Below are 14770 nucleotides of genomic sequence, written 5' to 3' on the forward strand. Positions count from 1 at the left end.
GCCTCAGGCATCCCTACCGAATGCGCGCGGCGCGCGCGTCAGCGGCTGGTCCAGCCGGGTGTGGGAAAGGGCGCGGCGGCGACCAGCGCCTCGACATCGATCGGCCGCGCCGGGTTGTCCACGCAGGACGCGGCGAGTTCCGTGGTGATCTCCTGCAGGGGCCAAAGATCCAGCGGCTCGGGACAATCCCGCCCGACCGAGAGGAAATAGTCCTGGAACTTCAGCCCATCGCCCGCGATCTGCCCGGCCGAGCCGCTGGAGGTCGCGAAGCGCACGGGAATCCCATAGGCATGCGCGATGATGACTCCGTGCAGCGAGGTTGAGATGATGGCCTCGCAGCTCAGCATCTGGCGGATGAACTTCTCGATCTGCGCATAGCCGCAACGCCGGATGGAGATCTGGTGCACGCCCCGGCCGATGCGGGCCGGCAGGTCCTCATGCACGTGGTGCAGGATCAGCCCCAGACGATGGCGCTTGGCGACCGCCGGCGCGTAAAGGCGCGGCAACAGCCAGGCGAGGTCGCCATAGACCTCCGGGCAGTTCGCCCCGCTCGCCAAAACGATCTTGCGGGTCAGCGGGCCGCGCACCGCGCAGAAGCGTGCCTGGGGGCTGACCTCGGTCGCCTCGCGGGAGGCGCCGGCGCCATAGACCGTGGCCTCGGCATCGGCAAACTTGATGATGGAGCCCACCGCCAACAGCCGCTCCCCCTTCGCCACGAAGCGCGGCGGGCGGCCATTCAGGCGCTCGATGATGTAGGGGTTGATGATGTCGCCGAGATTGCCCGGATAGGGTGTCTCCATCCACCACATCGCCACACGATCGGCATCCGTCAGCCCGGCGCGCGCGGCACGGAAATCGAGGTCGGCGCGCACCATGCGGCTTTCCATCCGGGGCAAGGCGGCGGACTTCTCCTGCTGCGCCAGCTTGAACAGCCGCTGCGTGCGCCCCTCGTCACCCGCCTCGATGGCCGCGCGCAGGCGCATCTCCTCCGCGATGGCGCGCAGCCCCGGCGAGTCGAGGCCACGGCGGACCAGATGCGTGAAGCGCCGCTCGTCGCGGTTGCGCAGCAGGATCGAGAGCACGCGCTCATAGGCGGGCGCATCCTCGGGGTCGATTGCGAGGATGCGCCGGTAGAGCGCCAGCGCTGCGTCGCGGTCGTTGGACTTGGCGGCGGCGCGCGCAGCCTCGGCCAGGAGCGCCTTCTGCCGGCCGAGTTCGAACATCGGGGCGCTATGTTGCAGCGCCTGGTCACGGAACTGGCCGACATTGCCGCTGTGGCCGAGTGCGACGAAGGCCTCCGCCGGCGCCACGTAGGGCGGGCCATAACCCATATCGACGTCGCCCGGCCGGAACAGCGCGAAGCGCAGCCGCGGCCCGAAGCGCTTCAGCGCCTCCTGGAACACCCAGTCGTCGGTGACCTTGCCGGCCTCCTGCGTCGCGATCTCTTCCGCCAGGGCAAGGAAGGCGCGCGCCGGTTCGGTATAGCCAAAGCCCAGCACGCTCGGCACCAGAAGCCGCGGGCGCAGCACCGGGTCGAACTCCGGCAGGTAGGCACCCTGGCGGAGCAGCCCGAAGAGGTCGATGCCGGCGCCGAAGGACATCTCCGGCGCGCGCAGGATCTGGCAATCCACATCCACCCAGAGCACCGGGCGGCGATGGGCGTCCAGCATGGCGCGCATGAAGGCAACCTTGCGGCGGCAGATGTCGAGCCAATCCTCGCCGGGGTCCGCCGTCAGTTCGCGGATGTCATGGGCAATGCCCAGCGCCGTGCACTGCGCACGCAGCCGAGCGGCCGACTCATGATAGTAGGCAGCACCCGCATAGAAGCTGACGATCACGGGAAAGCCGCCCGCCGGCGCCTCGGTCTGGCCTGTCTCTTCGGTCACGGCGTCACCCATCTCGTATGCGGCCCACCTGTTCCCATGGCGTGATTGACGAAGCTTGAGCAGGCCGGTGCGGCCAGCGTCCCGCCGGGACAGCTTACCAGATCGCGGCGCAAGCGGGAGGATGCGGCCTGGCAGCCCGATCGGCACGCACCGGAGCGGTGTCTGCTGACCCCGCCCCCTTCAATCACTTGCTGATGCAGCACGTCGCGTTCAAGTGAACCCCGCTTCTGCACCTGCCAGCAACTTCTGCCGCCTGCCTGGGCAGGCCTGCGTTGCTCGGGAGCAGAAGGGACCGGGTCCCGGATCTGCGGTTGTATTGCCCCCTCGACTTGCCTGGATCACCCCCCTATGAGGTCGCTCCGCTAAGGCATGGCGATTGGCGCCAGCACACAGAGACGGTGCCCTGGATGATGTCTGGTCCCGACAAGGCCCTCTACAGCTTCGACAAGGCAGATCTGGTCCCCGAGGCCTGGCGCCATCACGTGCCGAACGGGCAACTCGTCTTCAACCCGACCCTGGTCGAGCGCCCGGGCGGCTATGCCATGTGCTACCGCATGGCCCCGCCGGATGGCAGCTTCCGCGGTCTCGCGACCTGCCGTCTGGATCAGGAGATGCGCGTCGTGCCCGGCTCGGTCGTGGCGCTGAGCGAGCACATCACCTTCGCGCGGACGGAAGGCCTGAACGAACGGTCCCTGACCTGGCACGCGGACCCGCGCTACCAGCGGCTCCAGGGGCGGCTCTACGTCACCTGGAACGATGGCGGCAACCGCCCGATCAACCGTCAGTTCATCATGGAGATGAACGAGGACGGCACCACCCCCGCCGGCCCGGCGCGCGAACTGGTGCTCTATGGCATGGACCGCCGCTCGACCGAGAAGAACTGGATGCTCTTCGAGGCCGATGGCCGGGTCTATGTCGTCTACTCCATCTGGCCGCATGTCGTGCTGCTCGCCGACCTGTCGAACCCCGCGGAAGTGCCCTGCCAGCCGGTCGCTGATCTGGACTGGGAGAACGAGTATTCCGACATCTTCGGCGTGATGCGCGGCGGTGCGCAGCCGGTGGCCTACACCCGCCCCGACGGCCGGCGCACGATGCTTTCGGTCATCCATTCGAGCTTCAAGCTGCCCGAGGGCCGCCGCTACGAGATGGCGGTCTATGAATTCAGCCCCGAGGCGCCCTTCAAGGTCCTGCGCAGCGTCTCGCGCCCCATCGAGCTCAGCATGGCCGGGATCGAGGGATTCGAGTTCAAGCCGCTGAACAAGGAGGTCTACTCCGTCGTCTATCCCTGCGGCCTGGTGCTGGAGGGCACAGACGCCGTCATCTCCTACGGCATCAACGACGAGAACCTGGCCATCGCCCGCATCCCGCTGGCGACCATCGAGGCCGAGCTGAAGCCGGTGCAGACCGGCGCGCTGAGCCTTCAGATGACGCCGGTGGACTACCGCCCGCCGGCCGAGGGCCTGTTCGGCAAGCATGAGGCCGTTGGCGTGCCGCTGTTCTGGTGGGACACGCGCGACAAGCGCTTCGACGGCGATGCTGGCTCACGCCGCTTCAAGACGGGGAATTTTGGCGACATCGCCTCCCGCGACATCTTCGAGCGCGTCGGCGGGGTCAAGACCTCGGAGCCCGCGGCGGGCCGGCGCAAGGTCGTCTCCATCGGCTCGGTGCTGCACACAGCGCGCAATGGCGACGTGATCTGGGGCTCGGGCGTCAAGGGCACGGCGCGCGCCATGCACCCCTCCGTCAAGACGCTCGACATCCGCGCCGTGCGCGGCCCGCTGACGCTCGATTTCCTGCGCGAGGCGAAGTTCGACGTGAGCAAGGTGGTCGAGGTGTTCGACCCGGGCTGCCTCGTCAAGCAGCTCTACGCCCAGGAAATCGCCGCCTATGACGTGGCGCGCAACCAGCGCATGGGCCCCTTCCGCATCATCCCGCACTACCGCGACGACCTGCTGATGCGGCGCATCTACAAGGACCTGCACCACTGCTTCCTGACCGTGGACTGCACGCCACAGGAAATGGTGGAGCGCATGCTGGGGGCGGAGGCGGTCTATTCCAGCTCGCTGCACGGCGTGATCTTCGCGGAAAGCCTCGGCATCCCGGCCTATTGGCTGAAGTCGATCGGCGGCGAGAACGACTACAAGTTCTACGACTACTACTACGGCACGGGCCGCTACCAGGTGAAATGCTTCGACACCGTGCAGGATGCGATGCGCGGCACGCCGATGCCGCTGCCCGTGCTGCGCCCCGATGCCTATCTGGCGACCTTTCCGCATGACGCACTGGCAGGCCTGACGGTGGAGGCCTTCGGCCTGCGCGCGGGCAACGAATACCTGCCGGTGCGCGGCAGCGAGGTGCCGGTACCCAACATCATCGGCTGGCGCGAGGGGTCGGGGCGCATCGGCTCGGACGGTTTCTGGCTGCTCGGCCGCGAGTCCGGCTGCGGCCTGCGGGTGGCGCTGGACGGGGCGAAGGGCATGAGCCTTGCGCTGACCGTGCGCCCCTTCAACCACCCGAGCCTGCCCAGCCCGCAGCAGATCGACCTGACCATTGCGGGGCGGATGCAGTTCAAGCTGCGCTGGGCGAAGGGCGACGTGGAAAGCCGCGTCGTGCGCGTGCCGATCGATGAGAGCTTGCTCGAGGACCATTTCCTGCGCATCGAGTCGGTTGCGAAGCATGCGGTCTCCCCGGCCTCCCTGAATGTCGGGGTGCTGGAGGATCCGCTCACGGTCTGCATCCAGTCCATCCAGGTCGTCGCACCTGGCAAGCCTGGTGCCGGCGATGCCGGCCGCAAGGGCGAGGAGGATTGAGCGTCCGCACGGCGCAAGGCGGGCTTGGGTGAGCACGCCTCCCGTCGGACCGAGCGCGGCCGGCATCTCGCCCGAGGAACGCGCGCGCCTGCTCAACCTGATCGCCACGGGCCAGAGCGATATGGCGCGATGGTCCACCGCGCCGCCGGCACGCATGGCCTGGGATCACCGGGCGCGATGGGCCGCACGCCTCATACGACCGGGCAGCCGGGTGCTCGACCTCGGCTGCGGCACGATGAGCCTGCGGCATTTCCTGCCCGAGGGCTGCACCTACATCCCGGCGGATCTCGTCAAGCGGTCCGAGGACACACATCTGATCGACCTGAACCAGGGGCTCTGGCCGGCGGTGACGGCCGATGTCGTGGTGGCGCTGGGGCTGCTGGAATACATCCATGACGTGCGGGCCTTCATGGCGGGCACGCGGCGCTGCGGACCGGAACTGATCTTCACCTACAGCGTGAGCGCCCAGTCGGGCGCAACCAGCACCGAGGCGCGGCTTCGCATGGGCTGGCTAAGCGACTTCACCCTCTCCGGGATCATGGCCGCCATGGAGGAAGCCGGCGGCACGCTGCTGCGCCTCACCACGACCGGGTCGAAGCGCAGCTTTACCCCTTACATCGGGCAGATCACCTTCCCGCCGCCCGCAGGCTGAATCAGGATCACCGCATGGGAACGCTGCCTTCGAAGACGCTCGCGCAGGTGGTGGAACGCCTCGCGGCACGATACGGCCTCGACAGCTTCATCGAGACCGGCACCTGGCGTGGCGACACGACCCGCTGGGCAGCCGAACGCTTCGCCCGGGTGGAGAGCATCGAGATCGTGCCGGAGACGCATGCGGCGACCGGCGCGGCGCTGCGGGACCTCAGCCATGTCACGCTGCATCTCGGCGACAGCCGTGCCTGCCTGCCGCCGATCCTGGCGATGACGGACCGCCCCGCGGTCTTCTGGCTCGATGCCCACAAGGGCGGGGGCTATTTCGGCGCGGGCGATGACTGCCCCCTGCTCGAGGAACTTGCGGCGATCAATCGCTGGGGTCTGCCGGCGCTGGTGCTGATCGACGATGCGCGCGGCTTCCTCTCCCCCCCGCCGCCGCCCTTCGATTGGCGGCTCTGGCCGGACCTGCAGACGGTGCTGCGTCACGCCTGCACCGCTCCTTCACGCTTCGCGGTGGTGTTCGACGATGTGATCCTCTGCGTACCCCCCGATTGGCGGGACGCGCTGCGCGAGGAACTACACCGCGCGCGGCCTAAGCTTTGATGGCTCCTTGGCGCGCGGCCAGCCAAGCCGCGGCGCCCGGCCTTGCCAAGGGCCCGCAAGCGCCCTTATGCCAGAATCGCGGTCCGGCGCCGTGCGGAGGAATCGATCATGCGGATCCTGTTCTATGGAGGCTGTCACGCCTCCGCCCTGCGGCGCATCTTCGAGGAATTCGGCAAGGATGTGGAACAGGTCGCGCATCTGACCAACTTCCGCCTGATCCGCGACCGGATCCCTGTCCCCTATGAGGACTTCAAATCCTTCGACTGGGTGATCTTCAACCCGATCCTCAACAAGGAGGATTACAACACGACGCATCTCGAGGCCTTCCTCAAGGCGCATGGCGTGAAGTTCCTCAAATACCCCTGGCTGCAATGGGAGGGGTATTTCCCGAAGTTCACCAAGGCGATCTTCCCTTGGTACACTGGGTGGTGGCCGAGCAACCTCGAGGGCCTGCCCGGCGCCACCGATGATTTCGAGCGCTTTCGCGAGGCCGTCTTCCAGGGCGAGGCGCTGGTCGAGCAGGCGCAGGAACACCTGGACATGACGAACAGGTTCCTCCGTCGGCTGGAGGCCGATGTCGACCTGCCCGTCTCGGACTACATCCTGGCGAATTACCGGCAGCGGCGGTTGTTCCGTACACCCGACCATCCCTCGACGCCGCTCTACCAGTATCTGGTCCGGATGATCGAATCCGCGATCGGCTGCCGGGTGGACCATAGTTTCTACGAGACCGCGCAGGAGGTTCAGCCGGGCCTTCAACTGCCCATCCTTCCCTACGTGGCGCGCGCCCTCGGCCTCGAATTCCGCTCCGGCGATTTCGAGGCCGTGTCACTCACAGGTGCGAACATGATCCCGCTCGGCGACTGGATGAAGCTGCATTTCTACAAGACCGACCTGAGCTTCGCGACCGCACGCGCCGGGACGCGCCTTTTGCGGGACGGCAAGGCAGTCAGTGCGGCTGTCGGCACACGGCTGTTGCTGCGCCGGCTGAAGGGTGATGACCGCCCGCCCTATCGGCGCTTCGAGGTCCTGGGCGCGATTGCCGGCTCTCCCGGTGTGCAGAAGCTGCGCGGCAAGGCCGTGGAGATCTATCCGCCGCACTGGACATTGACGCAGAACCTCAGAGCCAGCGCCGATGACGAGGCGACGAGCATTGCACAATACAAGGCCGTGGCCGCGATCACCGACCCGCCCCCGCCGGCATCCGATCCCCCCCCAAAGTAATAGTGGCCTTTCCGATGAGATGGTGTGGCCCGATCAGGGTTTTTCAATAAAAACAATGTTATATATGACAGGCCGTCTGCCCGGCAGGGCAGACAGCGCTCCGGGATCTGGGGACAGCCGGAGCCGGAAGGTCACCGGCGAAAACCATTCCGGGCCGTCAAGGCAGGAAACGGAGTCGATGGCACCCCATCGGCGTGCATGGCCAAAGCGTCGGGCGCGTCGTCAGACGCCCAGCCGCTCCGCCAGCCTCTCGAGCATCAATGCGCCGAAGCGCCGATTGGCGTGCCAGGGGTCGCCCTCCCGCCCATAGGCGCGCTGCAGGAAAAGCCCGGCCGCCAGCGTCTCGGTCGGGCTGCGCAGCGCTTCCAGCCGCGGCGAGAGAGCGGCCAGGGCGGCATGGAAGACCTCTTCGCTCAGGGCGAGGAACTCGCCCATCACCTCGGGCGTGGCCGCGCCGTAGCGCCGCGCCAGCAGCCAATCCTGCGTCACCACATCCTCCGAAGGCCGGGGCACGGGCTCGACCAGCACGCGGCCCGGAAAGGCGGCGGCCAGGTCGCGGCAGGCGGCATAGGCGCCGCCGCGGGCCACGCTCTCCAGCAGCAGCGCCTTCATCATCTGGCGCGAGATCGGCCGCGGCGGTGGCCCCTCCCCCGCCGCCTGCACCGGCCAGCCGAAGCAGGTCGCCTGCCCCAGCGGATGCAGCCCGCTCGCCAGATGCGCATCGCGCGCGGCGATCACCCCCAGGGCGATGACGGCCACCGCATCGAACTGGGCGAGCGCGATCCCCTCGCGCTCCGCGCCAGGGACGGAACTGCGAAAGCGAAAGTCCGGGCGCGCCGGCAGCAGCCGGCCGTCCCGCACCAGCACCTGCGGCGCCATTCGGCCGGGATGGACGTAGAACTCAACCGCCAGGCGACCCTGCGGCGGGGCCGCCCGGCAGGCATTGACCAGACAACTCGCATGGGAATTGCCGACAACCAGCAGCCGCATCACCGCTCCCCGAAGGCTTCCAGCATCGCCTCCTCGCAAGTCACGTCCTCGGCGCCGGCCTCTTCCGGCTCCACGGGCCGGGCGGCACGGGCGGGTGGCCCCGCGGCGGCAGGCTCGGCAGCCGGCTGCACGCCCATGCCGGCGAAGAAATGCGTCATCACGAACTCGACACCCTTCACCGACACCTCGCGCGCATTGGGCAGGTAGAACATGCCGCGGAAACAGGGGGCGGTGATGATCTCGTAGGAGGGGAAGTAGTCGACGAAATCGTGGTCGTCGCGCAGGTCCCCCGCGACGCCGCGCAGCACGGACTTCGAGTAGGTGGTGGCCACCAGCACATGCGCGCCGCTGGCCGTGGCGGTCAGCGGCACGGGCGATACGGTGAGCAGGAAACGCAGGCGCGGGTTGATCTGCCGCGCAAGCCGCAGCACGGCGCCCATGTCGGCCATGATCTCGCCATGCCGGTAATTCCGGAAGCGGTGCACCGCCGGGTCGAACACCCCGGCCAGGGTACCCGGGCACATCGGATAGACCACGCCCGTGGCCGCGTTCTGCCACGCCTCGGTGAGGCCGAGCGTGAAGACGAAGATGCTGGCCTGCTCGATCGCGGCGCGGATCGCCGCCAGCGTCACCTCCCGCGCCGCGCGCATCTCGGCAAGTGAGGCGAAGCCGCCAGGCTCGATCGCCGGGCGGAAGGGATCATGGAAGCGACCCTCGGCGCACCAGTACTCGTCCGGCTGGGGCCGCTCGCCACAGGCCCACTCGACCCACTGGCGCAGCAGCGCCGCGGTGTAGATGTTGCCTGTCCGGAAGGAGAACACGCCGTAGCCGAACTTCCGGTTCAGCGCTTCCTGCCCCGCGATGCCGGGCTCGGCGTCGATCCAGTCGAAGCCGTTGTGCACCAGCGCGCGGCTGATGTGCTGGGCGAAGCAGGACCCGGCCGTCACGAAGCGGTCGGCGCGCGAGATCGGCGCCCGCGCCGCCCAGAGATCACTGATCTCGAGCGGATTGCGCGCCCCCACCGCGGGGCGCCAGAAAGCCGGCGGAGGGAGCGCATCGTAGGGGTTGGCCATGGCGGTGCCCGCCTTTCGAAGATCCGCCGGAGGCTACCACGCCCCCACCCATGGCGCGAAGCCGCGCCGCCGCCCGGGGCGCTCAGGGCATGAGGGCGCGGGCGACGAATTCCTGAAGGCGCTGGCGTTCCTGCGCGAGGTAGCCGCGCACATGCGCGAGATCGAGTTGCATCGCGAGTCCGCGCAGCGACTGGCGGGTGATGGCAGGCCCTAGCCGGACCGTGCAATCGGGCTTGCCGATGCGGCGGAACAATTCATCGATCTTGGAGGTGACGGTGCGGCTGCGCAGGCTGAGCCCGACACAGGGCACGCCCGCCGTCAGCGCCAGGATGCAGCCATGGTAGCGTTCGCTCACCACGAAGGCATAGCGCTGCGCCTTGGCCTGGAAATCCTCGGCCGAATCGAGCGGAACAACGCTGTCGCCGAAGACGTCGGGGAAGCCGCTGCGCCGGTCCGTCTCGGGGTTGAGCGAGACGATCAGGTCGCTCCGGGGCGCCAGCAGGCGCAGCATCAGGTCGTCGTAGAGCGGCACGGTGCCGGGCACCAGCTTGCCCGGCACCCACAGGATGCCGCGTCGCTCGGACGCGGGTGCCAGCGGCTCACTGCTCGGCCCGGCCAGCAGGATCGGGTCCATCACGATCTCCGCATCCGGGCGGATCTCCGCCACCGCGGCCTGGGAGAATTCGTCGCGCACCGACACCATGCGGCATTTGCGCAGGAAATCCGCCGTGAGGCCGGGCGTGTCGCCCGCCGCGCCGATCGCGACCGTCACGCAGGGAAGCTTGAGCCCCGCCACCCACTCGGGATCGTTGAGCGGGCGGTGCGGCGCGGCAACCAGCCCGCCGCCGCCCACCAGCATCACATCGAAGCTGTTGATGTAGTCATGGTCGAAGGCGCCGTTCGCCGGGCCCGCGACGTGGTTGCGCGTCGGGTAGCCGCTGGCGCGCGCGGAAGGCGAGACGGAGACGACCTCCGCATCCGGCCGGGCGGCCAGAACCAGGGTGGCCAGGGCTTCCGCCTGCGCCATGTCCCCGACATTCCCATTGGCGTAGGCGCCAAGGCACAGAACCCGCAAGCCCATCTCGCTTCCCTAACCCCCCTGACGCAGTGTGAGACTATCGCACCGCGCCCGGCGACGAAACGCCCCAGCCGCGCCCCTATTCCGCCCGCAGGCCGTGGCGCGCCATTTCGGCCAGGACATGGTCGAGCACGCGCGGCAGGGGCAGTTCCGCGATGCAGCGGCATTCCCCGGCGTGGAATATCGGCCTGCCGGTCGGCGTGATCTCGCACGGCGCGCAGGCCTTCTCCAGCGCCAGCCACGAACTGCTGGCCCGCAGCGGCCCGCGGGTGGCCGGGTTGGTCGGCCCGAACAGGCCCGTCACCGGAATGCCGAGGGCATTGGCGATGTTCATCAGCCCGCTGTCGTTCGAGACGAAGTAGCTGCAGGTCAGCATCTTCTCGATCATCTCGGCGATGCTGCCGCCGGTGAGGTCCAGCGTGCCCTCGACATATTCGTCATCGATGCCGAAAGAGGCCACCTCGAAGCCGCGCGCGCTGAGCGCCTGGGCGAGTTCCGGGTAGCCCGGCCAGCGCTTGCTGGTCCAGAAGCCCTCCTTCGAGCCGCCATGGAAGCCCACGCGCCGCCCGCCCGGGGGCGGCGTGTAGCGAAAGTCACACACGAAGTAGCCGAGCGTATCCTCCGGCGCGTATGGCACGCCGAGCAGCGCTTTCGCCGCCTCCAGGTTGAAGATCGTCTCATGATGCGGCCCGCCCGGCTCGAAACGCATCCAGTCGCGCGAGTTGAGGACGCTGCGCGCCTCGAAGCGCACGCGCGCCTCGCCGAAGCAATGGGTGAGGAAGACCAGATCGTAGGGCTTGCGCAGCACCTGCTGGCGCAGCGCGTAGGTGGCGTTCACGTAGTCGGGGTTGTGCAGCAGGAACAGGCTCCGCTCGTGGTCCTCGGCCACGACGATATCGACGGGGCTGCCCAGGCGGCGCGCGATGTTGCGGATCATCGGCCCGGCATGGAGCATGTTGCCGATGCCGGAGCCGATCCCGATGAGAATGCGCGACGTGGCGGCGCCGACCACATGGGTGAGCGCGCGGCGCTGCCCGTCATAGGCGTAGTCGTCCGAATTGCGCCGGGCGCGGGCGGCGAGGTCGGCCGCATAGTCGCGATCAGTGTAGATGCGCTGCAGTTCTTCCGCCCAGGCCTCCGGCTGCTCGGGCAGGATCACGCCCGACCGGCGCAGCAGGTAGGGCACATTGCCGCGGTCCGAGCCGAGCACGGGCTTGCCGAAGCGCTGGGCCTCGATGCAGACGCGGCTGAAGGTCTCGATGAAGCGGTAGCTCGGCACTGCGACCACGCGCGCCCGCTGGTAGAGCAGCTCGATGCGGTCGGTGCGCGGCAGGATGGTGAAGTTGCGCAAGCCGGCGACCGCCGCCTCGGCCTCGCCGCGTTCGGACTGGCTGGCAATGGCGACGAAGGGGATCTCCGGGCAGCGTCGCGCGGTCTCGACCAGCAGGTCGAAGCCCTTGTCGCCCTTCGCATTCACCAGCAGCACGAAATCGGCGAGGTCGCCGAACAGGGCCTGCGCCTCGCGCTCGCGCACGGGTTCCTCGTCCTGGCGGACCGCGCGGGGCAGCGAGTAGAGGATCGGCGTGCGGATCTGGAAGGCTTCCTCAAGCACCTCCCGCGTGAATTCGGAGTTGCTGTAGACCACGGCGGCGCGCTGCACGACGTAGCGGAAGGTCGGCTTGGGGATCGGGTCGCGGTCGAGATTGGCGAAGAAGCCCTGCGCGTCCTCACCGAGGCCCAGGCAGTCGCGCCAGAAATGCACCCCGTAGACGAAGGGAATGTTGAGGTAGTCGAGCGCGGCGGCCACCTGCATGCCCAGGCCCGAGAGCACATGCACCAGCACGGGCCGCGCCTCGAGGAAGTAGCGGCGCAGGGCGGCGGGCGACTCATCGATGAAGACGAAGTCGCGCCCGCCCTCGGTGCCGGAACGGCCGAGCATTTCCGGCCGCGTGCCTGCGATCACCACGCGATGGCCCATCGCGCCGTAATGCTCGGCCATGCTGTCCAGGAACTGCTCGCCGCCGCCGAACTTGACGATGCCGTGGCGCGACATCGCCACCACCAGCCCCGTGCGCGCCCGACCCGCACGGGCAGCCGCCTTGGCGAAGGTCCAGGGTGCAGACGCGGCCATGTGCCAGGTGGCGACCACATCGGCGTGCGCCTCCAGCCGGGCCGGAAGGCTCGCGAAACCCTCCAGCAGGCCGCTCTCCTGCAGGGCCTGGACCAGGTCCCGCCGCCACAGTTCCAGCGTACCGGACTCGGGCAGAGGCAGGATGAGGCGCCCGCACCAGCCGGGAACGGCCTGGCGCGCCCGGTGCAAGGTCGCCCTCCAGCCTTCGGTCTGCGCCGGCGTTGGCAGCGTCGGGGCGAAGGCGATCCACTCCCCTGCCTCGCGCTCCAGGAAGCGCGACAGGTCCAGCGACCCGGCCGGGTCCTGCTGCACCGCGTGCGCCTGCAACGCGTCGTCCGTGACATCGAGCCGCAGCCGGGCTGCCGCGCCTGTCCCGTCGGAAAGGACGATCAGCGTGAGGGTGAAGGCGCGCGCATCGCCTTCGCCTTCGGCCAGGCTTCGCAGCGTGCGCAGCTGGAAGCGCGCGCCCTGGTGCGCCGGTTCGCGCGCGCAGATCTCTTCGGCAACCCGCAGCGCCTCGGTGATGCGGTTCAGCCCCAGCAGCGCCTGGCCCCGCAGCATGAGCAGATCGACCGAGGCGCCGCTGCGCGCGATGGCCGCATCGACATGCGCCAGCGCCGGGCCGGTCTGGCCCAGGTCGAGCAGGTTGCGCGCGATGCGCGTGTGGGCGCGCGGGGCGAGGTTGGGATCGCGCTCCAGCGCCGCCATCCAGTCGGCGTTGCTCGCCTCCAGCAGCGCCTCGCGCGCTGGCGGATCACTGGCGCGCTCGCCGGCGAGGCGGCGCTGGATGTCGGCGGATTCCGCCAGATACTGCGCGCTCTCGGGCTTGAGCCGGATGGCGGCGCGCAGCAGCGCCGATGCCTCGGCGAGGCGACCCATGCGGCCCAGCGCGACGGCGGCGTAGAATTGCACTTCCGCATCGCGGGGCGCGTCCTCGGCCAGGCGGGTGAGCAGCCGCGCGGCCGAGGCAAAGTCCTTCACATAGATCTGCGCGCGGCCAACGCGCTTGATCATCTCCCGCCGCCCTGCATCGGCCTTCTCGGCCCGCTCGAACATTGTTGCCAGTTCGGGCCAACGCTTCGCCTGGAACAGCAGGCGCGCGCGTTCGAACAGCAGTTGTTCCTCCAGCGTGCGCCAGGCCGAGAGGAACTGATCGGTCGGCAGCTGGGCAAAGATCTCCTTCGCCTGGCGGATCGCCTCCTCTGGCGTGCGCGCCGACATGTCGGGAACCGCCGCGTCGGGCGCCGGGCGCTGGCGAAGCAGGGTCTGGACTTCCTCCTGCCGCTCGGCGCGCAGCAGCGCGGGCCCCGCCTCGGGGTCGAGGAAGATGGCGGCGATCAGGTCTTCCCAGCGCCGTGCCCCCTGCAGCGCGGCGATGGTTTCGGCGTCGGGGCGGAGCACCTCGATCACCCACGCCACCAGTTGTGCCGGCGGCTCGGGCGCGCGGGCGGCATGCGGCAGAACGTCACCGGCCGCGATCCGGGCGATCGTCGCCCTGAGGAATTCGTCGGAGGCCGCGATGCGCCGGAGCAGCGCCTGCGGCTCCATGCGCGACATCTCCTCGACCACCCGTGGCGGGCTCGGCGCGCGGCCGAGCAGCAGCAGGAAGGCCCGGCCGACCATCGTCGCACAGAGTTCGGCCGCCTGGTCCGTCACGCGAGAAGAAGCCATGTCCTCGATCTGCGCTCCCGGTGGATCGGCGCGTTACGCACCCGCGGCGCGCAGCCTATCCGCCGAAGACGCTCCCGAATCAACCCCGCCCCACCGCTACTCGACCCGGGTCATGCGCTGAAGGCTGGCGCGGAGCATGGCGATCGATTCCCGCATGATGGCGACCAGCACAGCCTTCTCCTGCGGGTCCTGTACGCCCGTGACATGGCGGGTGGCCTCGGCGATGGTCTGCTGCAACTCGAGTGCGGCGAGCCTGGCGCGCAGGGCGGGGGCGACGGCGCGGGCGGAGACATAGGCGTCGAATTCCTGACGTTCCTCGGCCGAGAGCTGCGCGAGCAGGCTTTCCGGGACCTTCAGGGGCGTGATGGAGAACGACCCCAGCGCCACCTCCTTCACGCGATCGGCGCCGGTCGGGTCCTCGACGCGGACGATCTGGATGGCCGAGCCCTTCAGCCGGAAGCGGATGCCCATCTATTCTCTACTCCACAGGTCGTGCCGGTCATGCGCGAAATCCGATCCACCAGCAAGCGCCGGCAAGTCATGACGAAGCCGGCAGGATCGTGAAGGATCTCCCTGCCGCCCGGGCCATCCAATGTCGCAACGAAAGGCCGCCGGCCTGCCCCTGGCCGAGCCTTGCGCCCAAGGGTTGC

At 68.9% G+C, this 14770-nt stretch carries 10 protein-coding genes; 4 read left to right on the forward strand and 6 right to left on the reverse strand.

The window, feature by feature from the left end; translation table 11 throughout:
* Positions 1-38: 38 nt before the first annotated feature.
* Positions 39-1886 (reverse strand): polysaccharide pyruvyl transferase family protein, encoded by a 1848-nt coding sequence (locus AC2D9U_RS14660; protein ID WP_484750189.1) that lies wholly within the window; start codon positions 1884-1886, stop codon positions 39-41.
* Positions 1887-2296: 410 nt separating this feature from the next.
* Here AC2D9U_RS14660 and AC2D9U_RS14665 point away from each other — a divergent pair, with 410 nt between their 5' ends.
* The 4 genes from AC2D9U_RS14665 to AC2D9U_RS14680 all read left to right on the forward strand — a co-directional run bounded on the left by AC2D9U_RS14665 (position 2297) and on the right by AC2D9U_RS14680 (position 7177).
* Complete coding sequence (locus tag AC2D9U_RS14665; protein WP_484750191.1) at positions 2297-4696, forward strand: polysaccharide pyruvyl transferase family protein; 2400 nt, start codon at positions 2297-2299, stop codon at positions 4694-4696.
* Between the two features lie 28 nt (positions 4697-4724).
* Positions 4725-5348 carry a class I SAM-dependent methyltransferase gene (locus tag AC2D9U_RS14670; protein ID WP_484750193.1) on the forward strand — a complete coding sequence of 208 codons (624 nt, stop codon included), beginning with the start codon at positions 4725-4727 and terminating at the stop codon, positions 5346-5348.
* 14 nt (positions 5349-5362) lie between these two features.
* A complete protein-coding gene (locus AC2D9U_RS14675) occupies positions 5363-5953 on the forward strand; it encodes a hypothetical protein (RefSeq protein ID WP_484750195.1) in 591 nt (196 codons plus the stop codon).
* Between the two features lie 108 nt (positions 5954-6061).
* Positions 6062-7177, forward strand: a complete 1116-nt coding sequence (locus AC2D9U_RS14680; protein ID WP_484750197.1) for a WcbI family polysaccharide biosynthesis putative acetyltransferase — start codon at positions 6062-6064, stop codon at positions 7175-7177.
* A gap of 222 nt (positions 7178-7399) precedes the next feature.
* Here the strand turns inward: AC2D9U_RS14680 and AC2D9U_RS14685 are convergent, their stop codons facing one another.
* The 5 genes from AC2D9U_RS14685 to AC2D9U_RS14705 form a co-directional block, all read right to left on the reverse strand.
* Complete coding sequence (locus AC2D9U_RS14685; protein ID WP_484750198.1) at positions 7400-8167, reverse strand: hypothetical protein; 768 nt, start codon at positions 8165-8167, stop codon at positions 7400-7402.
* Positions 8167-9240, reverse strand: coding sequence for a GSCFA domain-containing protein (locus AC2D9U_RS14690; RefSeq protein ID WP_484750200.1), 1074 nt, complete (start codon positions 9238-9240; stop codon positions 8167-8169). The genes AC2D9U_RS14685 and AC2D9U_RS14690 overlap by 1 nt, the downstream gene beginning before the upstream one ends.
* An 82-nt stretch (positions 9241-9322) precedes the next feature.
* Positions 9323-10267 carry a polysaccharide pyruvyl transferase family protein gene (locus AC2D9U_RS14695; RefSeq protein ID WP_484750202.1) on the reverse strand — a complete coding sequence of 315 codons (945 nt, stop codon included), beginning with the start codon at positions 10265-10267 and terminating at the stop codon, positions 9323-9325.
* 130 nt (positions 10268-10397) lie between these two features.
* Entirely contained in the window at positions 10398-14120 is a 3723-nt protein-coding gene (locus tag AC2D9U_RS14700; protein WP_484750203.1) for a glycosyltransferase family 9 protein, read from the reverse strand.
* Between the two features lie 96 nt (positions 14121-14216).
* Positions 14217-14591, reverse strand: a complete 375-nt coding sequence (locus AC2D9U_RS14705) for a hypothetical protein (RefSeq protein ID WP_484750205.1) — start codon at positions 14589-14591, stop codon at positions 14217-14219.
* Positions 14592-14770 lie beyond the last annotated feature (179 nt).

It is taken from the genome of Roseomonas sp. TF40 (assembly GCF_057219975.1).

Excerpts from the sequence above, each read along its gene's own strand:
- AC2D9U_RS14665 (WP_484750191.1), top strand. The coding sequence starts at position 2,297 with ATGTCTGGTCCCGACAAGGCCCTCTACAGCTTCGACAAGGCAGATCTG.
- AC2D9U_RS14675 (WP_484750195.1), top strand. The coding sequence starts at position 5,363 with ATGGGAACGCTGCCTTCGAAGACGCTCGCGCAGGTGGTGGAACGCCTC.
- AC2D9U_RS14680 (WP_484750197.1), top strand. The coding sequence starts at position 6,062 with ATGCGGATCCTGTTCTATGGAGGCTGTCACGCCTCCGCCCTGCGGCGC.
- AC2D9U_RS14685 (WP_484750198.1), bottom strand. The coding sequence starts at position 8,167 with ATGCGGCTGCTGGTTGTCGGCAATTCCCATGCGAGTTGTCTGGTCAAT.
- AC2D9U_RS14690 (WP_484750200.1), bottom strand. The coding sequence starts at position 9,240 with ATGGCCAACCCCTACGATGCGCTCCCTCCGCCGGCTTTCTGGCGCCCC.
- AC2D9U_RS14695 (WP_484750202.1), bottom strand. The coding sequence starts at position 10,267 with ATGGCGCAGGCGGAAGCCCTGGCCACCCTGGTTCTGGCCGCCCGGCCG.
- AC2D9U_RS14700 (WP_484750203.1), bottom strand. The coding sequence starts at position 14,120 with ATGGCTTCTTCTCGCGTGACGGACCAGGCGGCCGAACTCTGTGCGACG.
- AC2D9U_RS14705 (WP_484750205.1), bottom strand. The coding sequence starts at position 14,591 with ATGGGCATCCGCTTCCGGCTGAAGGGCTCGGCCATCCAGATCGTCCGC.